This is a genomic window from Rhodococcus sp. AC861, assembly GCF_979256035.1.
On record NZ_CEEDMW010000003.1, the window covers coordinates 25,527 to 45,105 of the forward strand.

Consider the following 19,579-nt stretch of genomic DNA (forward strand, 5'->3'; position numbering starts at 1 on the left):
CCGGTGACTGTGAGGTCAAAGGAGTGCGACCGATTTCACGATGTAACACGGATTTAATGCAACGTGCCTAGCCTGACGGTCATGGATCGCCAAAAGGAATTCGTGCTTCGCACTCTCGAGGAGCGCGACATCCGATTCGTCCGTCTGTGGTTCACGGACGTCCTCGGCTACCTCAAGTCCGTGGCCATCGCGCCGGCGGAACTCGAGGGTGCGTTCGAAGAAGGTATCGGCTTCGACGGATCGGCGATCGAAGGGTTCTCGCGCGTCTCCGAGGCGGACACCGTCGCGAAGCCGGATCCCACCACGTTCCAGATCCTGCCGTGGACCACCAGCAAGGGTGAGCAGCACTCCGCGCGCATGTTCTGCGACATCGCGATGCCCGACGGGTCGCCTTCCTGGGCCGACTCGCGCCACGTGCTGCGTCGTCAGCTCTCCAAGGCCGGTGACCTGGGCTTCAGCTGCTACGTCCACCCCGAGATCGAATTCTTCCTGTGCAGCGAGCTTCCGGAGGACGGGCGCCCGCCGACGCCCGCCGACAACGGCGGCTACTTCGACCAGGCCGTGCACGACGCCGCCCCCAACTTCCGACGCCACGCCATCGACGCACTCGAGTCGATGGGTATCTCCGTCGAGTTCAGCCACCACGAGGCGGCGCCCGGCCAGCAGGAGATCGACCTGCGGTACGCCGACGCCCTGTCCATGGCCGACAACGTCATGACCTTCCGCTACGTCGTGAAGGAGGTCGCGATCGACGAGGGCGTCCGCGCGACGTTCATGCCGAAGCCGTTCAGCGACCAGGCCGGCTCGGCCATGCACACGCACATGTCGCTGTTCGAGGGCGAGACCAACGCCTTCCACAACCCCGACGACCCGATGCAGCTCTCCGACACCGGTAAAGCGTTCATCGCCGGCATCCTCGAGCACGCCAACGAGATCAGCGCCGTCACCAACCAGTGGGTCAACTCGTACAAGCGACTCATCCACGGCGGCGAGGCACCCACGGCGGCCTCGTGGGGACCGTCCAACCGTTCCGCTCTGATCCGTGTGCCGATGTACACGCCCAACAAGGCGTCGTCACGCCGTGTGGAGATCCGCTCTCCCGACTCCGCTTGCAACCCGTATCTCACGTTCGCCGTCCTGCTCGCCGCCGGCCTACGCGGCATCGAGAAGGGCTACACGTTGCCGCCCGAGGCGGAGGAGGACGTGTGGTCGCTGACGCCTGCCGAGCGTCGCGCGATGGGCTACAAGGAGCTTCCCACCAGTCTCAACGAGGCCCTCGCGGCGATGGAGGGGTCGGAGCTGGTGGCCGAGGCTCTGGGCGAGCACGTCTTCGACTACTTCCTGCGCAACAAGCGTCGTGAGTGGGAGTCGTACCGCTCCCACGTGACCCCGTTCGAACTCAAGGCGTACCTGGGTCTGTAGTCGCAGGGGGCCGTGCTTGCACGGGCCGGGCTTACACGGACTGTGGTCGCAATGTCTTCGCCCTGTAACGTCGACACGTCATGACTATGTCGGAAAGCACCGCGTGATCCCGCCCAGCGCTCGGCCCACGGTTCCGAGTCCCGGCCGGCTCGGTCTGGTTGAGAAATCGGCACCGGCCAACCTGTCCCGTCTGGGATGGACCGACGAGGACAGCACGGAACTCCTCTGGTCTCTCTCGCGTGCGCCCGACGCCGACCTCGCCTTGAAGACCCTCGCTCGCCTGGCCGACGAGCAGGGTGAGACGTGGTCCAGCCTCGACGCGCGTCTGCGCACCGACCGCAGTCTGCGGGGTCGACTCTTCGCTCTCGCGGGGTCCTCCAGCGCACTCGGCGACCACCTGGTGTCGGAGCCGGACAAGTGGCAGATCCTCACCACCTACACCGACTCGCTTCCCACGTTCGACGACCTCCGTACCGCGTTGCTCGACAGTGTCGGCGCGACGCCGGAGACGGGGGACTGTGCCGCACCCGATCTCTACCGCGCGGAGCTCACCGGACCCAAGGCCATCATCGCGCTGCGCACCGCGTACCGCGATCAGCTGATGCTCCTCGCCGCCGCCGATCTGGCCGCCACCGTGGAGAACGAACCGGTCGTGCCCTACGAGGTGGTCGGTCGGCACCTCTCCGACCTCGCCGACGCCGCCCTCACCGCGGCACTGTCCGTGGCCGTCACCGTCACGTTCCCCGACGCGCCGTGCTCGGTGCGCCTCGCGGTCATCGCGATGGGCAAATGCGGTGCGCAGGAACTGAACTACGTCAGCGACGTCGACGTGGTCTTCGTCGCCGAACCCGCCAACTCGCTCGCCACCCGCATGGCGGGGGAGATGATGCGCATCGGGTCCTCCGCGTTCTTCGAGGTCGATGCCGCCCTGCGTCCCGAGGGCAAGCAGGGTGAACTGGTCCGCACCCTCGACTCGCACCTGGCGTACTACCAGCGGTGGGCCAAGACGTGGGAATTCCAGGCGCTTCTCAAGGCACGTGCGATGACGGGTGACGCCGATCTCGGCGCGTCCTACGTCGACGCCGTCACCCCGATGGTGTGGGTCGCCAGCGAGCGCGAGAGCTTCGTTCCCGAGGTGCAGGCGATGCGTCGCCGCGTCGAGGAGATGGTTCCCGCCGAACTCCGCGAGCGTGAGATCAAACTGGGCCGCGGCAGCCTGCGCGACGTCGAGTTCGCCGTTCAGCTCCTGCAGTTGGTGCACGGTCGCACCGACGAGTCGCTGCACGTCCGCGGAACGGTGGCCGCCCTGTCGGCGCTGGCTGCCGGGGGATACGTGGGCCGTGACGACGCGGCCAACCTCACCGCGTCGTACGAGTTCCTGCGCCTGATCGAGCACCGGTTGCAGTTGCAGAAACTCCAACGAACGCACCTGTTGCCGCCCGACGACGACGACGAGGCCCTGCGATGGCTCGCTCGCGCCGCGCACATGCGGTCCGACGGCAACAACGATGCCACCGGCGTTCTGCGAGCGGAGATCCGGCGCAACGCCCAACGCATCCGACGATTGCACGCGCGGCTGTTCTACCGCCCGCTGCTGGAGTCGGTCGCGCGTCTGGACAGCGATTCGCTGCGCCTCAGCTCCGACGCCGCGATGCGTCAGCTCTCCGCACTGGGCTACTCGGCGCCGCAGAATGCTCTCGGGCACCTCGGAGCCCTGGTCGGCATGGGTGCGCGCAAGGGCCGGATCCAGTCCCTGCTGTTGCCGACGCTGCTCGAATGGTTGGGCGACACACCGGATCCCGACGCCGGTCTGTTGGCGTACCGACGTCTGTCGGAGGAAGTCGCCGAGCAGTCGTGGTTCCTGCGCCTGGTCCGCGACGAGGGCCCCGTCGCTCAGCGGCTCATGCAGGTTCTCGGATCGTCGGAGTACCTGCGCGGCGTCCTGATGAACGCTCCCGAGGTCATCCGGCTGTTCGCCGACGGGTCCAAGGGCCCCAAGCTTCTCGACGTCGATCCGGCCGAGACCTACGGCGCGATCCTCAAATCCTCGGCGCGCTACGAGGATCCGGTACGCGCGGTCGGGGCGGCCCGGTCACTGCGTCGCTACGAACTCGCGCGAGTCGCCTCGGCGGACATCCTGGGTCTGCTCGACGTGCCCGAGGTCTGTCGTGCGCTGTCGTCCGTGTGGGCGGCCGTCATCAACGCAGCGTTGGACGCGGCCGTTCGCGCGTCCGTCGTGGAGCGCGGCGGTCCGGCACCGGCGACGATCGCCGTCATCGGCATGGGTCGTCTCGGCGGTGGAGAGCTGGGATACGGCTCCGACGCCGACGTGCTGTTCGTCTGCGACCCGGTCGAGGGCGCCGAGGACAGCGACGCGGTCAAGTGGGCCAACACGATCGCCGATCGCGTTCGCAAACTGCTCGGATCACCCAGCCAGGACCCGCCGCTCGAGGTGGACACCGGTCTGCGGCCCGAGGGACGCAACGGGCCCGTCGTCCGCACACTCTCGGCCTACGACGCCTACTACTCGCAGTGGGCGCAGCCGTGGGAGGTGCAGGCGCTCCTGCGCGCGCACCAGGTGGCTGGCGACCAGGAGTTGGGTGTCCGCTTCCTCCTCATGGCCGACGCCATCCGCTATCCCGCGGGCGGTGTGTCCGAGGAAGCCGTCCGCGAGATCCGACGCATCAAGGCGCGGGTCGACGCCGAACGACTCCCCAAGGGCGCCGATCCCAAGACTCACACCAAGCTCGGTCGCGGAGGCCTCGCCGACGTCGAATGGACGGTGCAGCTGCTGCAGCTGCGGCACGCGCATCGCATCCCGGCGCTGCACAACACGTCGACGCTGGAATGCCTCGACGCCATCGGTGCCGCCGAGCTCATGAGTCCCGGCGACGTGGATCTGCTGCGGCAGGCATGGCTCACCGCGACCAAGGCGCGTAATGCTCTGGTTCTGGTGCGCGGCAAGCCCACCGATCAGCTTCCGGCTCCGGGCAAGGTGCTCGCCGCGGTGGCCCAGGTGGCCGGATGGCCCAGCGGAGATGCGGGGGAGTTCCTCGACAACTACCTGCGCGTGACCCGTCGGGCGAAGGCCGTGGTCGAGCGGGCGTTCGGGTCCTGACTCGTACTGGTTCTGCACAGAGAACGACCCCGCACGGCCGGATGTGCCGTGCGGGGTCGTTTTCTGTGCAGATCGGGTAGTGCAGGCGACTAGTCGGCGCCGGCGGTGACGAAGCCTTGCTGCACCATCCAGTCGCGGGCGACCTCGGCGGGCTCGCGACCGTCGACGTCCACCTGCTTGTTCAGTTCCGTGATGGCGTCGATGGTCAGGGCTGCGGACACGGGTGCGGTGATCTCGGCGATCTCCGGGTAGCGGTCGGCGATCTCCTGACGAAGATTGACCGTCGCGTTGTACCGAGGGAAGAACAGCTTGTCGTCCTCGACGACCACCAGGTCGAGACCCTTGATGCGACCGTCCGTGGTGAACACCTCGCCGAACTTGCACTGCGAACCGTCGGCCGTGGCCTGGTAGATGATGCCCGTCTGCAGAATCTGACGGTTCACGGCGTTCGCGTCGAAGCCGTAGGCGGCCGCCATGCCGGGGAAGCCGTCCTGGCGTGAGTTGAACTCCGTCTCGACACAGACTGCCGCCGCTGCCGGATCACGCTGCACCAGTGCCGCGTAGTCGGACAGCGTCTTCACGCCGGTCTCCTCCGCCGTCTGCTGGTTCATCGCGAGTGCGTACGTGTTGTCCATCGGCGCCGGGTTGACCCAGACGATGCCGTTCTCCTTGTCCGCATCGCGCACTGCCTCGTACTGTTCGGTCGCGTCGGGAATCGGAGTCTCGTTGCCGAGGTAGTTGATCCAGCCGGTGCCGGTGTACTCGTAGGCGACATCGACCTGGCCGCTGATCATGGCCTGACGGGTGCTGTTGGACCCCGAGATGTTGGTGAGGTCGCGAACATCGGCCCCGGCGGCTTCGAGCGCGAACTCGAGAATGTAGCCGAGGACGATCTGCTCCGTGAAGTCCTTGGACCCGACGGTCAGTTCGACGCCCTCGAGCCCGGGCTGTTCGGTGATGCTCCCGGGTTCCACGGCAAGCGGCACGGCGCTTCCCGACTGCAGTCCGCAGCTGGTCAGCGCGAGTGTCGACACCGCGCAGAGCGCGATCAGGGTACGGCGCATCAGCGCAGTCCTTTCGGTCCGAGGAAGGCCTCGGCGAGAGCACCCAGCCAGTCCACGAGAAGTGCCAGCGCGACGGCGAGCACGGCGCCGACGACCAGGATGAGCGGCTGATTGAGCTTGTATCCGGTGTCGATGAGGACACCGAGGCCGCCGGCTCCCACCAGGAAGCTCAGCGTCGCGGTGCCGACAGCCAGGACGAGCGACGTGCGCAACCCGGCGAGGATGTAGGGAACAGCGAGGGGGAATTCGATGCGCCACAGGATGCCCCAACTCGACATGCCCTGTCCGCGAGCGGCATCGATGTAGCTCGCCTCCACCTCCTGGAACCCGAGCATCGTGTTCCGCAGCACGGGGAGCAGTGAGTAGAACGCGATAGGCAGGACGCCGATCCAGAAGCCGGTGGTGCCGGTTGCGAGGAACAACAGCACCAGCAGACCGACGGCGGGTGCGGCCTGGCCGATGTTCGCGATGCCGATGAACACCGGCGCCAGACGTCGATACCCGTTGCGGGTGAGCAGGATTCCCAGGGGCACGGCGATGAGAACGACCAGAGCCGTCACGACGAACGTGATCAGGACGTGTTCGAGTACACGCTGGGTGATCGTGGAAACGTTGACCGTGGCGGCCTGTGTCGCGGTCAGATCGCGGGTGAGTGCGTACCCCAGCACGATGACCACCAGTAGGAGAACCAGTGCGGGCTGGACGAACAGACGGATCCGTTCTGCCCGCCGTGCTGCCCTCGCCGCGGACTTCGCATCGCCCTCGGCATCGGCGGGATCGTCGACGACCGACGCCTCGACCGACGCCGTCACGATGACGCGCCCGACGTCGCCGGTACGTCGTCGTGGTCGTGCGCGTGCTGTGACCGGATGGTCTTGATCGTGTCGATCAGCGCCTCGATGGTGATGGTTCCGACGTATTCACCCTTGCTGCCGGTGACCGTCGCGGTCGCATTGCCCTCGGCGAGAAGCGCTTCGAGCGCGTCCTGCAGCGTCGACTGGGTCGAGACCAACTCACCCATGGGCACGCCGACATCGCGAAGGCTGCCGACGCCGGTGAGGTGGCGACGGTCGGTCCACCGGATGGGGCGCTTGCGAGCGTCGAGGATCAGACCCCATGCCTCCGGGTCGTTCCCGAGCGCCCGGTTCATCGTCTCGACCGGCTCGTCCTCGCCGAAGGCGGGAACGTCGCTCAGTTCGATGTCGCGGACACGCATCAGGGTCAGCTGCTTGAGAGCGGCACCGGCGCCGACGAAGCCGGCGACGGTCTCGTCGGCCGGGTTGGCCAACACCGCTTCCGGGGTGTCGTACTGCAGGATGCGGGACTGATTGCCCAGGACGGCGATACGGTCACCGAGCTTGACCGCCTCGTCGAAGTCGTGGGTGACGAAGACGATGGTCTTGCCCAGTTCCGACTGCAGACGCATCAATTCGTCCTGCAGCAGACCGCGGGTGATCGGGTCGACGGCGCCGAAAGGCTCGTCCATCAACAGGACCGGGGGATCGGCCGCCAGAGCGCGAGCGACACCGACACGTTGCTGCTGGCCGCCGGAGAGCTGGCGCGGGTACCGGTCCCGGTACTGGCCGGGATCGAGTCCGACCAGATCGAGCATCTCGTCGGTGCGGTCGGAGATCTTCTTCTTGTTCCAGCCGATGAGGCCGGGAACCATGCCGACGTTCTGCGCGATCGTCATGTGCGGGAAGAGGCCGGCCTGCTGGATCGAGTAGCCGATGGTGCGCCGCAACTCGTTCGGGTCGATCGACAGAGCGTCCTTGCCGCCGATCGTGATGCGGCCCGACGTGGGCTCGATGAGGCGGTTGATCATCCGCATCGTGGTCGTCTTGCCGCAGCCCGACGGGCCGACCAGCACGACGACCTCGCCGGCCGGAATGGTCAGCGACACATGGTCGACGGCCGCGGCCTTCTGGTTGGGATAGGACTTGGTCACGTCCTCGAGGACGATCTCTGCTCCGGTGGTGGTGCGAGTCGTGTCAGTCACGGATACCCCTCGAGGTGGTCAGTTTGCCGATCAGGACGAAGATCCCGTCGAGGATCAACGCCAGGATGACGATCAGAACGGTGCCGGTGAGGGCCTGGGGAACTGCGGTAGGACTGCCGACGCGCGCAAGTCCGGAGAACAGAAGGTTGCCGAGGCCAGGGCCTTTGGCGTACGCCGCGATGGCGAGAATGCCCATCGCCATCTGCGTGCTGACACGCATGCCGGTGAGGATCGACGGCCACGCGAGCGGAATCTCGATGCGCCGCAACACGGTGGCTCGGCTCATGCCGATACCTCGTGCGGCGTCGCTGACCGCCGGATTCACCGCGTCGAGTCCGACCACCGTGTTCCGGATGATCGGGAGCAGCGAGTAGAGCACCAGTGCGGTGACAGTGGGCTTGACGCCGAGGCCGAGAATGGGAATCAGCAGTCCCAACAGTGCGAACGACGGGATGGTGAGCACCGTGCTCGCGAGAGCGGTGGCGACGGCGGAGCCGGCGGGACTGCGGTAGACGAGAATTCCGATGGCCACACCCAGGATCGTCGCGATGACGACACACTGGACGACGGCGGAGACGTGAAGATAGGAATCGATCGCGAGCTGCCTTCGGCGGCCGACGATGAAGTCCCACAGAGCATCCATCAGGTGCAGATCCTTCGTTCGGCAACAGGAAAGACGCGACTGTGGTGGTGCCACGACGTCCGGCGGCCGGGTGGATCGTCACCCGGAACACAGCGGACAACCGTGTCTACCCCGAAAACGTGGAGTTCAATCCAGGTTTCGGACTTTTCGTTCTCTGTTCGTGTTCGACGAAGCGCCCACGAACGACTCGAGCCCGCCTCGGACATGGTCCGGAGCGGGCTCGAGTGCGCTGGAGCGAGACTCAGCAGTCGTAGTACAGCTGGAACTCGTACGGGTGCGGACGCAGGTTCACGGGCGCGATCTCGTTCTCACGCTTGAGCGAGATCCAGGTCTCGATCAGGTCGGTGGTGAAGACGCCACCGGCGGTGAGGTACTCGTGGTCGGCCTCGAGTCGGTCGATCACGGCAGGCAGCGAGGTAGGTGCCTGCGGGATGTTCTTCGCTTCCTCCGGCGGGAGCTCGTAGAGGTCCTTGTCGACGGGAGCGAGCGGCTCGATCTTGTTCTTGATGCCGTCCAGGCCGGCCATCATCTGCGCGGCGAACGACAGGTACGGGTTACCGGACGCGTCGGGTGCGCGGAACTCGAGGCGCTTGGCCTTCGGGTTGTTGCCCGTGGTGGGGATACGGACGGCGGCGGAACGGTTACGGCCCGAGTACACCAGGTTGATGGGCGCCTCGTAGCCCGGCACCAGGCGGTGGTACGAGTTGATGGTCGGGTTCGTGAACGCCAGCAGCGACGGCGCGTGGTGCAGGATGCCGCCGATGTAGTGACGTGCGAGGTCCGACAGACCCGCGTAGCCCTTCTCGTCGTAGAAGAGCGGCTTGCCGTCCTTCCACAGCGACTGGTGCACGTGCATGCCCGAGCCGTTGTCACCGAAGAGCGGCTTCGGCATGAAGGTGGCGGACTTGCCGTGCTGCCAGCAGGTGTTCTTGACGATGTACTTGAACAGCTGCAGGTCGTCGGCCGCGCGCAGCATGGTGTTGAACTTATAGTTGATCTCCTGCTGGCCGCCGGTGCCGACCTCGTGGTGTCCACGCTCGAGCTCGAAGCCCGCGTTCTGCAGGTTGGTGGAGATGGCGTCGCGGATGTCGACGTAGTGGTCGTACGGCGCGACGGGGAAGTAGCCACCCTTGGGGCGGACCTTGTAGCCGAGGTTCGGCGAGCCGTCGGCCTCGGTCTCGGCGCCGGTGTTCCAGGCGCCGGAGCTCGAGTCGAGCTCGTAGAACGCGCCGTTCATCTGCGAGTCGTAGCGGACCGAGTCGAAGATGTAGAACTCGGCCTCGGGGCCGAAGAACGCGGTGTCGGCGATGCCGGTGCTGGCCAAGTACTCCTCGGCCTTGCGGGCGACGTTGCGGGGATCGCGGCTGTAGGACTCACGCGTGTACGGATCGTGGACGAAAAAGTCCATGTTCAGCGTCTTGGCGTGGCGGAACGGGTCGACCTGAGCGGTGCCGTAGTCGGGCAGCAGCATCATGTCCGACTCGTGGATCGACTGGAAGCCGCGCACGGACGAACCGTCGAATGCCAGACCGTCTTCGAGGGTGTCCTTTGTGAACGCCTTCGCCGCGATCGAGAAGTGCTGCTGGATACCCGGGAGATCGGTGAAGCGGATGTCGACGTACTCGATGTTCTCGTCCGCGATGTACTTGATGACCTCTTCGGCCGTGGTGAAATCCACGCTTGAACTCCTTCTTGTCGTGTGCTGGTCCGCGACTTCTCTGGGAACGACGGTCGAGTGCGGCAGCGGCGCCCCGCCGACGGTAGGGAAGCGGTGTTGCCTCACCGTCGCGTTCGTGTTTCGTCGGTGTTACGCGTCCCGTCGTCGCAGCTGGTGACCGGTGGAGAATCCCCTCGTCACGGGACGCCACCTATCCTGGAGGAATGGGTACAGACTTTCACGCGTATGGAGATCCTTCATGGCACGGATGACCGGATCCTGGCTCTCGGGCCCCACGGCCGCGCTGCCGGACGGTGACCACGACAAGCAGGCCTACCAGGGTGAATACCTCGGACTCCCGAAGGCGGGGCCCGGTTCGCTGGCGCCGACCCCGCGCCGGGTCGCGGCGTTGGCCATCGACTGGTTGATGTCGATGGGCGTGTCCGCCCTGTTCCTCGGCGGCGGCCTCGAAGGCGGTTACCTGTCGACGGTGACCCTGGGCGTCTGGTTCCTGCTCGGCCTGGTGTCGGTGAGCCTGTTCTCGTTCACGCCCGGCCAGTTGTGCATGGGCCTTCAGGTCGCGCGTATCGACGCACCCGGGCGCGTCGGCTTCGTCCGCGCCCTGGTGCGTCAGGTACTGATCGCCGTGGTGGTTCCGGCCGTGGTCACCGACATCGACAGTCGTGGCATGCACGACCGCGCGACCGGAACGGCCCTGCTCCGCTCGCGTTAGCGACGCTTGATGGTGCGCTGCATGCCCTTCATCTTCGCGCCGCCGGGGATGGGTCCCTTGGGCAGCGCGGGTCCGCCGCGTGTTCCGAGAGCGGCCAACCGTGACTCGATGGTCTCCATGCGCTTGCTGTCGATGTTCTTCGGAAGCTTGTTGAGGAACTTCTGCAGCTGGGACAGCGGCACCTGGCCCTCGTCGTTGCCGACGACGATGTCGTAGATCGGGGTGTCACCGACGAGGCGCGCGGTCTTCTTCTTCTCCTGTGCGAGAAGGGATTTGACTCGCTGGGGCGCACCCTCGGCGACCAGGATGACGCCGGGGCGGCCGATGACGCGGTGTACGGCGTCGAGCTGCGTCGTGCCGGCGATGGCGGTCTTCACTCGCCACCCGCCCTGCAGGTTGTCCAGCGCCCAGGCGGCCGCGCCGGCCTGGCCCTCGGCCTTGCCGTACACCGACTTCTGCACGCGACGACCGAAGATCACGAAGGCGATCAGAACGCCGATCAGCAGACCGAAGGGCAGCAGCAACCACTCGATGCCGAAGATCAGGCCGATGAGGAAGAACAGCACGGTCATTCCCACGACGGAGCCGATCATCAGCGGGAGGAGGAGCTTGTCCTCCTTGCGCTGCATCTGGAACGCCTGCCACAGCTGAGCGCGCCGCTCCTTGGACGCCTGCTTCCGTGCCGCTTTCGCAGCGGCCTTCGCCTCCTTGGAAGCGGCACCGCCCTTACCTGTTCCCTTGCCGTTCGCCATGCCACCCAGGATAGGCCCAGACGCGACACGGCCCGCCATCTGGTGGACCGTGGTCGGTCGTGATGGCGGGCCGTGCGGCGATCAGGTCAGCGAGGAGCGAGGCGAGCCATCAACGAGCTGGCTTCCTGCGATGCCTCTCCGCCGTGCTCGAGGTGCGACATGTTCTCGGAGATCTCGCGGCCGTGGTGCGCCATCGCCTGCGCGTACAGGCGGCCGGCGCGGTACGACGAGCGAACCAGGGGACCCGCGAGGACACCGGCGTAGCCCATGGCCTCGGCTGCCTTGGAGTGCTCGACGAACTCCTCCGGCTTGGCCCACCGGTCCACCGGATGGTGCCGGGGAGACGGGCGCAGGTACTGGGTGATGGTGAGGATGTCGCAGCCGGCGTCGTGCAGATCCTGCATCGCCTGCGTGACCTCGTCGTACGTCTCGCCCATACCGAGGATGAGGTTCGACTTGGTGACCAACCCGGCGTCGCGCGCCGCGGTGATGACGTCGAGGCTGCGCTGGTACCGGAACGCCGGGCGGATGCGCTTGAAGATGCGCGGGACCGTCTCGACGTTGTGCGCGAGCACCTCGGGACGCGAGGAGAAGACCTCGGCGAGCTGGTCGGGGTCGGCGTTGAAGTCGGGGATCAGCAGCTCGACGCCCGTGTTGGGGTTGAGGCGCTTGATCTCACGGACCGTCTCGGCGTAGAGCCAGGCTCCGCCGTCCTCGAGGTCGTCGCGGGCGACGCCGGTGATCGTGGAGTAGCGCAGGCCCATGGCCTGCACCGACTCGGCGACACGACGCGGCTCGTCGCGGTCCAGATCGGCCGGCTTCCCGGTGTCGATCTGGCAGAAGTCGCAGCGGCGCGTGCACTGCTCCCCGCCGATGAGGAACGTGGCTTCGCGGTCTTCCCAGCATTCGTAGATGTTGGGACATCCGGCCTCTTCGCAGACCGTGTGGAGTCCCTCGCGTTTGACCAGGCTCTTGAGTTCTGTGTACTCGGGGCCCATCTTCGCGCGGGTCTTGATCCATGACGGTTTGCGTTCGATCGGGGTCTCCGCGTTTCGGATCTCGAGGCGGAGAAGTTTGCGCCCGTTCGGAGCGTGAGCAGGTGTGTTCTCGGGTGCGACGGTCACCGCACCGATGCTACTCCCGAGACGACGGCCACTCGCGAGTGCTAGGGGCCGAGCGTGACGGTCGTGAACGTGGGCCGAGACGCCGACGGCGCGGGCACTCGGTCGACGTCGTGCACCGTGAGGGGCATCCGCCCGTCGAGTGCGTCGACGACGGCGCGCGTGACGGCCGGAACGACCTCGTCGACGGTCACGTCCCGGTCCAGTTCGTCGGACAGCGTCGTCACGCCGGCGTCGGCGATACCGCACGGCACGATGGTTCCGAAGCCTGCCAGCGAGGCGTTGCAGTTCAGGGAGAATCCGTGCAGCGCGACTCCGCGCTGGACGCGGACACCGATGGCGGCGACCTTGCGTTCGGGCTGCCATCGGCCTCGGACGTCCCCGGCGGCGAGCCACACGCCGGAGCGCCCGTCGATACGGCCGACCGTCAGACCCATGTCGGTGCAGACCGCGATGAGGGCCTGCTCGATCAACCGCACGTACCGGACCACGTCGACGGGCTCCGCGAGGCGGACGATCGGGTAACCCACCAGCTGGCCGGGGCCGTGCCAGGTGATCTTGCCGCCGCGATCGACGTCGATGACCGGCGTGCCGTCGGTGGGTCGGTCCTCCGGTGACGTGCGCCGACCGGCCGTGAAGACGGCCGGGTGTTCGAGCAGCAACAACTCGTCGTCTCCGACGCCCTCGGCGCGTCGAGCTGCCACAGCACGCTGGATCTCCAGCGCCTCGAGGTAGTCGACGGAGCCGAGGCGCCGGACCTGCAGGGAATCGGTCGACAACCGTGCTGAGCGGGTGTTCATGAGCCCGAGATTACGCCGACCCGACTAGCCGACGGTATCGGCGAGGGCTTCACCGATCGTCTTGTGCTCGAACTCGAAACCGTTCTTCTCGAGCACCGCGGGGATAGCTCGCGGATTGCTCAGGATCGCCTCGTTCGCGAACTCGCCGATGATCGCGGAGATGGCGAAGCCCGGCACCATCCACGGCGCCGGTCGATGAACCGCACGGCCCATCGCACTGTTGAACTGTGCGTTGGTCACCGGCGCCGGGCCCTGCAGGTTCACCGGTCCGCTGATGTCGGAGTTCTCGATGGTGAAGACGATGGCGTGCACCTCGTCCGTCAACGAGATCCACGGGAAGTACTGGCGGCCACTTCCGAGGCGTCCGCCGAGACCGAAGGTGTAGAGCGGGCGGAGCTTGCCCATCATGCCGCCGTGCCGGGACAGCACTGCCGCGCTGCGCAACAGGACTACGCGCACGCCGTGATCGGAGGCGTACGAGGTGGCGTCCTCCCAGTCGCGACAGACCTCGGCGAGGAAGCCTTCGCCCACCGGTGAGGTCTCGTCGACCACCGTGTCGCCGGTGTCGCCGTAGAAGTTGATGCCGCTGGCATTGATCAGCGCCGGCACGCCGGCGTCGACGACGGCGCGGGCCAGCAACTCGGTGGGCGCGATCCGGCTGTCCCGGACGGCCTGCTTGTACGCGCCGCTCCAGCGCTTGTCGCCGATACCGACGCCGCACAGATTGACCACCGCGTCGGCGCCGTCGAGGGCGGTCGATTCCAGTTTCCCGTTCGCCGGGTCCCACCCGATCTCGTCGGGTCCTGCGGGGGTGCGCCGCACGAGGCGGAAGACGTCGTGGCCTGCGCTGCGGAGCGCGGCGACGAGCGACGTGCCGATGAGTCCTGACGAACCTGCGATGACGACGCGCACGATCTATGAGCCTCCTTCGACGGCGACGGGGGCACCTCACGCACTGTCCGTGCGCGAAGTGCCCCCGTCGTGACGACAGTTCGCCGATGCGAACCGTCGGGGACTTCCGAGATTACCGAAGAACCGTCAGAGGCCGAGATCAGCCTCGAACGCGCCCTCCTCCAAGCGGTGCTTGATGGTGGTGAGGAAACGTCCGGCATCCGCACCGTCGACCAGGCGGTGGTCGTACGTCAGCGGCAGGTACGCCATGGAGCGGACACCGATCGACTCGCTGCCCGAGGCGTCGGTGACGACGACGGGGCGCTTGACGATCGCACCGGTACCGAGCATGGCTGCCTGCGGCGGAACCAGGATCGGGGTGTCGAACAACGCGCCCTGGCTGCCGATGTTGGTGATGGTGAACGTTCCACCCGACAGCTCGTCCGGCTTGAGGCCGTTCGAGCGTGCACGCGAGGCGATGTCGGCGATCGCACGAGCGATACCAGCCAGCGACAGGTCACCGGCGTTGTGGATGACGGGGGAGAGGAGGCCCTGCTCCGTGTCCACCGCGATGCCCAGGTGCTCGGCGTCGTAGTAGGTGATCTCCTTCTTCGCCTCGTCGATGCTCGCGTTCACGTTGGGGTGGACCTTGAGCGCCTCGACGACGGCCTTCGCGAAGAACGGCAGGAACGTCAGGTTGACGCCCTCGCGCTCCTTGAAGGTGGCCTTGGCTCTGGTGCGCAGAGCCGCGACCTTGGTCATGTCGACCTCGAACACCTGCGTGAGCTGCGCGGAGGACTGCAGCGACTCGCGGGTCTTCTTGGCCGTGATCTGACGGATGCGGTTGATCTTCTGCGTCGATCCGCGCAGGTGCGCCAGTTCCGGACGCACACCCGCGGTGGACGGGGTGGACGGCGTGGACGATGCGGCGGCCGGCGCGGCAGCGGGAGCGGACTCCTGCTTCGCCGGGGCCTTCTTCGCCTCGGCTGCGGCGAGGACGTCCTGCTTGCGGATGCGTCCACCGACGCCCGTGCCCTTGACGGAGTTCAGATCGACGTCGTTCTCCGTGGCGAGCTTGCGCACCAGGGGAGTGACGTACGGGCTGGAACCGCTCGCGTTCGAGTCACCCGCAGGCGCCTCGGACTCGGACTTCGAGGAATTCTCCGACTTCGATTCCGACTTCGGCTCCGGCGTGTAGACCTCGCCGGCGGGCTCGGGATCGGCCTGCTTCGCGGGCTCGTCCGCAGGCTTTGCTTCTGCCTTGGGTTCCGGCTTCTTCTCCGGTTCGGGCTTCTTCTCGGGCTCGGGAGCGGGAGCCGATTCCTTCTTCGCGGGCGCGCCGGAACCGATGACGGCGAGCTGTCCACCGACCTCGACCGTGTCGTCCTCCTCGGCGCTGATCTCGAGCAGGGTGCCGGCGACGGGAGACGGGATCTCGGTGTCGACCTTGTCGGTGGAGACCTCGAGGAGCGGCTCGTCCACGGCGACCTCGTCGCCGACGGCCTTGAGCCAGCGGGTGACGGTGCCCTCGGTGACGGACTCGCCCAGCTCGGGCATCGTGACGGACGTGCCCTCGGCGGAGCCGGAGCTCGCATCGGAGGAGTCGTCGGAGCCGGATGCGGGCTCTTCCGCTTCGCTCTCGCCCTCGACGGATGCCTGCTCGGCTGCGTCGGACGGGCCTGCGTCGGCCTCGTCGTCGCTGCCTGCATCGTCGCTGTCGGCGGCGGCGGTGTCGCTTCCCGAGTCGTCGCTACCGGAGTCGTCGCCGGCATCGCCGATGATGCCCAGCTCGCCGCCGATCTCGACGGTGTCGTCTTCCTGGGCGGTGATCTTGGTCAGGACACCCGCAGCCGGTGACGGGATCTCCGTATCCACCTTGTCGGTGGAGACTTCGAGCAAGGGTTCGTCGACTTCGACCGTGTCCCCCTCCTGTTTCAGCCACCGTGTGACAGTTCCCTCGGTGACGCTTTCACCGAGAGCTGGCATCTGGACGGAGAAGGTCATCTCTGTTGACTCCTCGACATTGTTGTGCGGGTGTAGCGGCTCGTGGTCGCTAGCGGGCGTGGTCTAGCCGGAGGCGATGCGTGCACCATTGTGGCCGCGTCACTGCGATTGCGAGGCGAGTTGTGCCTCTCATGAGTGGCGCACACCGTGAGATGGTTCACGCGATGCTCCGAACATCCTGTCACTTCGGCGCGAGGTTCGCGCCCGCCGGGGTCGGCGTGCCGCCGGGATGTCGGGGTGGATCGGATTGAGTGCTTTGTGTTCGCGGACCGACCGTGCATCGCGTAGGTCTCGACGACAGATGGAGGAGAACGTGGGACTGTTCGACAGGTTCAGGAGATCGCGCCGCTCGGGAGGCGCTGCGTCACCGACCGACCGTTCGCATCTCGCGGACTGGGCGTCGAGTCGAATCGGCGTCGAGGCGTATGTCGAGCCGCAGACGACGGTCACTCCGGTGACGGTGGTTCTGGTGGCGAACGACGGGGAATGGACACGTCGGGCGGTCGGTGGGGACAAGGGCGCACGCAAACTCGGCGAGGACCTGAAGATCCCGGTCTACGACGTGCGTAAGACGGGCTACCCGCAGCGCATGCGCGATCACGACGCCCGCCAGAAGATCATCCGCAAACGCGAGCAGGGGCTCTGACACCCCTGCTCGCGTAGGTCGGGCTGTCAGCCGTTCTCGGCGATGTCCTCGAGCACGGAGATCATGGTCCGGACCGGGACACCGGTGCCGCCCTTGGTCGTGTAGCCGTGGGGACCGGCCGTGTTGAACGCGGGACCCGCCACGTCGATGTGCGCCCACTGCACATTCTCGGCGACGAACTCTTTCAGGTACAGCCCGGCAGCGAGCATCCCGCCCCATCGGTGGTTGGTGACGTTGGCCAGGTCCGCGACCCGTGAGTCGAGGTCGGGTCGCAGTTCGGCGGGAAGCGGCATCGGCCACCCGTTCTCCCCGATCCGCTGAGAGATCGCGGCGACTCGGTCACGGAACGCCTCGGTGCCCATGACGCCGGGAGTCCGGTTACCCAGAGCGACCATCTGCGCGCCGGTGAGCGTGGCGGTGTCGATCAGGTAGTCCGGCTCGTCCTCGCAGGCGCGGACGATGGCGTCGGCAAGGATGAGTCGACCCTCGGCGTCGGTGTTGATGACCTCGACCGTGGTGCCGCCGTACTGGGTCAGGACGTCTCCCGGCCGCTGCGCCGTCGAGGACGGCATGTTCTCCGCCATCGGCACCGTCGCGGTGACGTTGATGGGCAGTTCCAACGTCGCGGCGAGGACGACCGTCGCGACGACCGCTGCCGCACCCGCCATGTCGGAGGTCATGTTCTCCATGCCGGCCGCCGGCTTGATCGAGATGCCGCCGGTGTCGAAGGTGACTCCCTTGCCGACCAGGGCGACGGACGGAGACTTCTTCTTGCCGCCGAGGTAGGTCATCCGGACCAGGCGGGGAGGACGCGACGACCCCTTGCCGACGCCGATGATGCCGCCGTAACCGCCGCGCTCGAGTGCCCTCTCGTCCAGCACCTGGACGGTCAGTCCGGCGTCGGTCCCCAGGACGCGGGCGCGCTCGGCGAACTCGGCGGGGTAGAGGTGGCTGGGCGGGGTGTTCACCAGATCGCGGGCGGTAGCGACCGCCACCGCGATGGCAGTGGACCGCGCGAGCTCGGCTTTGAGCGCCTTGTCCCGGGGCGATCCGACGAGCAGGTCGACGCGCGAGATCGGCGTCGCGTCGTCGGTCGGCGCGGACTTCTGCTTGAACTCGCTGAACTGGTAGGCGCCGAGGAAGAGCCCTTCGGCGACGGCGCCGAGTCCGGCGGGGGACAGTGTCGTCGCCACGTGGCCGACACCGGTCAGCGCGCGTGCCGCGGAACCGGCAGCTCGTCGCACCGTGTCGTCGGTCCGGTCGGCGGCGGATCCGAGACCCACGGCGAGAACGCTGGTGGCGGACAGTGACGCGGGGGAGGGCACCCGGGTGATCTGGTCGGCCTTGCCGGTGGCTCCCAGCGCCGTGACGGCGGTCAGGACCTCCGCGGCGGCGTCGCCGAGGAAGTCGTCGCCGACGATCCGCGGGCCGCCGTCGGTCTTCTCCAGCCCGATGATCACGACCTCGACGGACTTGTCGATGGTTCCCGCGAGGACGAGTTCCGGTCCGAGTGTGCGCTGCAGCTGACTGCTCACGTGTGAAGGCTCCTGATGTCGTTGTGGTTGTCGTGCGAATCGAGCGCTCCGACGATCGTAGGCCGGGTGTGTTCTGCGTTAGCGTTCCCACCATGAGCGAAGAACTGCTGCACGGACCCATCCACGACACGCACGTGGCTCTCGGCGCGACGTTCGCCCCGTTCGGCGGGTGGACCATGCCGGTCTCGTACGCCGGCACGGTGTCCGAGCACACCTCCACCCGCACCACCGCGGGGCTGTTCGACGTGAGCCACCTCGGCAAAGCCGTCGTGACGGGTCCGGGCGCCGCCGCGTACGTCGACTCGGTGCTGACCAATTCCCTCGACCGCATCGGACCCGGCCAGGCGCAGTACACGCTGTGCTGCACCGAATCCGGGGGCGTCGTCGACGACCTGATCGCCTACCTCGTCTCCGACGACGAGGTGTTCCTGGTGCCGAACGCGGCCAATACCGCTGCCGTCGTCGAGGTTCTCGCCGCGGGAGCGCCCGACGGCGTCACGGTGCGATCCGCTCACCGCGAGTACGGCGTCTTCGCCGTGCAGGGTCCGCGGTCGGCCGAGGTGCTCGCCGCCGTGGGTCTGCCGTCCTCGTTGGAGTACATGGCGTTCGAGGACGTCGACTTCGAGCACGGATCCGTGCGCGTGTGTCGCACCGGCTACACGGGCGAGCACGGCTACGAACTCCTCCCGCAGTGGGACACCGCCACCCCGTTGTTCGACGCGTTGCTCGCCGCCGTGCGCGCCGTCGGCGGCGAGCCGGCCGGTCTGGGTGCCCGCGACACTCTGCGCACCGAGATGGGCTACCCGCTGCACGGACACGAACTCTCGGTGGACATCACGCCACTGGAGGCTCGATGCGGATGGGCGGTGGGCTGGAAGAAGGAGGCGTTCCGCGGCCGCGACGCCCTCCTCGCCCAGAAGGAGGCCGGCGCTCCCCGGACCCTCGTCGGGCTTCGCGCTGTCGGACGTGGAGTGCTGCGACCGGAACTGTCGGTCCTGCGCTCCGGCGAGACCGTCGGTGTCACGACGTCGGGGACCTTCTCTCCGAGTACCAAGGTGGGGATCGCCCTGGCGTTGCTCGACACGTCGGCAGGTGTCGCCGTCGGCGATTCGGTCGACGTCGACGTGCGTGGTCGAGCCCTCGCGTGCGAGGTGGTCAGGCCACCGTTCGTGGAGCCGAACGTGCGGTGAACGA

The 19,579-nt window shown here is 67.2% G+C and carries 16 protein-coding genes; 5 read left to right on the top strand and 11 right to left on the bottom strand.

From position 1 onward, the window contains the following. Positions 1–81 precede the first annotated feature (81 nt). The gene (locus AC0IX4_RS09655; protein WP_042575225.1) at positions 82–1,422 is read left to right on the top strand and encodes a glutamine synthetase family protein; all 1,341 of its coding nucleotides are present in this window, start codon (positions 82–84) and stop codon (positions 1,420–1,422) included. Positions 1,423–1,525: 103 nt separating this feature from the next. Further along, positions 1,526–4,540, top strand: a complete 3,015-nt coding sequence (locus AC0IX4_RS09660; protein ID WP_471828848.1) for a bifunctional [glutamine synthetase] adenylyltransferase/[glutamine synthetase]-adenylyl-L-tyrosine phosphorylase — start codon at positions 1,526–1,528, stop codon at positions 4,538–4,540. Between the two features lie 89 nt (positions 4,541–4,629). On the opposite strand, the gene AC0IX4_RS09665 is transcribed toward AC0IX4_RS09660, so the two are convergent. The 5 genes from AC0IX4_RS09665 to glnA form a co-directional block, all read right to left on the bottom strand. Then, positions 4,630–5,604: a glycine betaine ABC transporter substrate-binding protein gene (locus AC0IX4_RS09665; RefSeq protein WP_056075731.1), complete on the bottom strand. Its 975-nt coding sequence runs from the start codon at positions 5,602–5,604 to the stop codon at positions 4,630–4,632. Continuing rightward, complete coding sequence (locus tag AC0IX4_RS09670) at positions 5,604–6,416, bottom strand: ABC transporter permease (protein WP_082518517.1); 813 nt, start codon at positions 6,414–6,416, stop codon at positions 5,604–5,606. The genes AC0IX4_RS09665 and AC0IX4_RS09670 overlap by 1 nt, the downstream gene beginning before the upstream one ends. Beyond that, a complete protein-coding gene (locus tag AC0IX4_RS09675; RefSeq protein ID WP_471828849.1) occupies positions 6,413–7,603 on the bottom strand; it encodes an ABC transporter ATP-binding protein in 1,191 nt (396 codons plus the stop codon). The genes AC0IX4_RS09670 and AC0IX4_RS09675 overlap by 4 nt, the downstream gene beginning before the upstream one ends. Then, positions 7,596–8,246 (bottom strand): ABC transporter permease, encoded by a 651-nt coding sequence (locus AC0IX4_RS09680; protein WP_042575221.1) that lies wholly within the window; start codon positions 8,244–8,246, stop codon positions 7,596–7,598. The genes AC0IX4_RS09675 and AC0IX4_RS09680 overlap by 8 nt, the downstream gene beginning before the upstream one ends. A gap of 241 nt (positions 8,247–8,487) precedes the next feature. Then, positions 8,488–9,924: a type I glutamate--ammonia ligase gene (gene glnA / locus AC0IX4_RS09685; protein ID WP_042575220.1), complete on the bottom strand. Its 1,437-nt coding sequence runs from the start codon at positions 9,922–9,924 to the stop codon at positions 8,488–8,490. Between the two features lie 238 nt (positions 9,925–10,162). On the opposite strand from glnA, the gene AC0IX4_RS09690 reads away from it, so the two are divergent. Then, positions 10,163–10,636 (top strand): RDD family protein, encoded by a 474-nt coding sequence (locus tag AC0IX4_RS09690; protein ID WP_042575219.1) that lies wholly within the window; start codon positions 10,163–10,165, stop codon positions 10,634–10,636. Here the strand turns inward: AC0IX4_RS09690 and AC0IX4_RS09695 are convergent. From AC0IX4_RS09695 to sucB, 5 genes are all read right to left on the bottom strand, one after another. Beyond that, on the bottom strand, positions 10,633–11,388 hold the full coding sequence (locus tag AC0IX4_RS09695) for a DUF4191 domain-containing protein (protein ID WP_042575257.1): 756 nt from the start codon (positions 11,386–11,388) through the stop codon (positions 10,633–10,635). The genes AC0IX4_RS09690 and AC0IX4_RS09695 overlap by 4 nt on opposite strands. Positions 11,389–11,474: 86 nt before the next feature. Beyond that, positions 11,475–12,521 (bottom strand): lipoyl synthase, encoded by a 1,047-nt coding sequence (lipA, locus tag AC0IX4_RS09700; RefSeq protein ID WP_200933523.1) that lies wholly within the window; start codon positions 12,519–12,521, stop codon positions 11,475–11,477. Positions 12,522–12,553: 32 nt separating this feature from the next. After that, positions 12,554–13,309, bottom strand: a complete 756-nt coding sequence (gene lipB, locus AC0IX4_RS09705; RefSeq protein WP_471828850.1) for a lipoyl(octanoyl) transferase LipB — start codon at positions 13,307–13,309, stop codon at positions 12,554–12,556. 24 nt (positions 13,310–13,333) lie between these two features. Then, a complete protein-coding gene (locus tag AC0IX4_RS09710; RefSeq protein WP_471828851.1) occupies positions 13,334–14,221 on the bottom strand; it encodes a TIGR01777 family oxidoreductase in 888 nt (295 codons plus the stop codon). Positions 14,222–14,347: 126 nt separating this feature from the next. After that, complete coding sequence (gene sucB, locus AC0IX4_RS09715) at positions 14,348–16,204, bottom strand: 2-oxoglutarate dehydrogenase, E2 component, dihydrolipoamide succinyltransferase (RefSeq protein WP_471828852.1); 1,857 nt, start codon at positions 16,202–16,204, stop codon at positions 14,348–14,350. 313 nt (positions 16,205–16,517) lie between these two features. Here sucB and AC0IX4_RS09720 point away from each other — a divergent pair, with 313 nt between their 5' ends. Continuing rightward, entirely contained in the window at positions 16,518–16,850 is a 333-nt protein-coding gene (locus AC0IX4_RS09720) for a hypothetical protein (protein ID WP_042575256.1), read from the top strand. 26 nt (positions 16,851–16,876) lie between these two features. Here AC0IX4_RS09720 and AC0IX4_RS09725 read toward each other — a convergent pair whose 3' ends face one another. Continuing rightward, positions 16,877–18,385, bottom strand: a complete 1,509-nt coding sequence (locus tag AC0IX4_RS09725; protein WP_056075751.1) for a leucyl aminopeptidase — start codon at positions 18,383–18,385, stop codon at positions 16,877–16,879. Between the two features lie 92 nt (positions 18,386–18,477). Here AC0IX4_RS09725 and gcvT point away from each other — a divergent pair, with 92 nt between their 5' ends. Next, on the top strand, positions 18,478–19,575 hold the full coding sequence (gene gcvT / locus AC0IX4_RS09730; protein ID WP_042575213.1) for a glycine cleavage system aminomethyltransferase GcvT: 1,098 nt from the start codon (positions 18,478–18,480) through the stop codon (positions 19,573–19,575). The last annotated feature ends 4 nt before the right edge of the window (positions 19,576–19,579 follow it).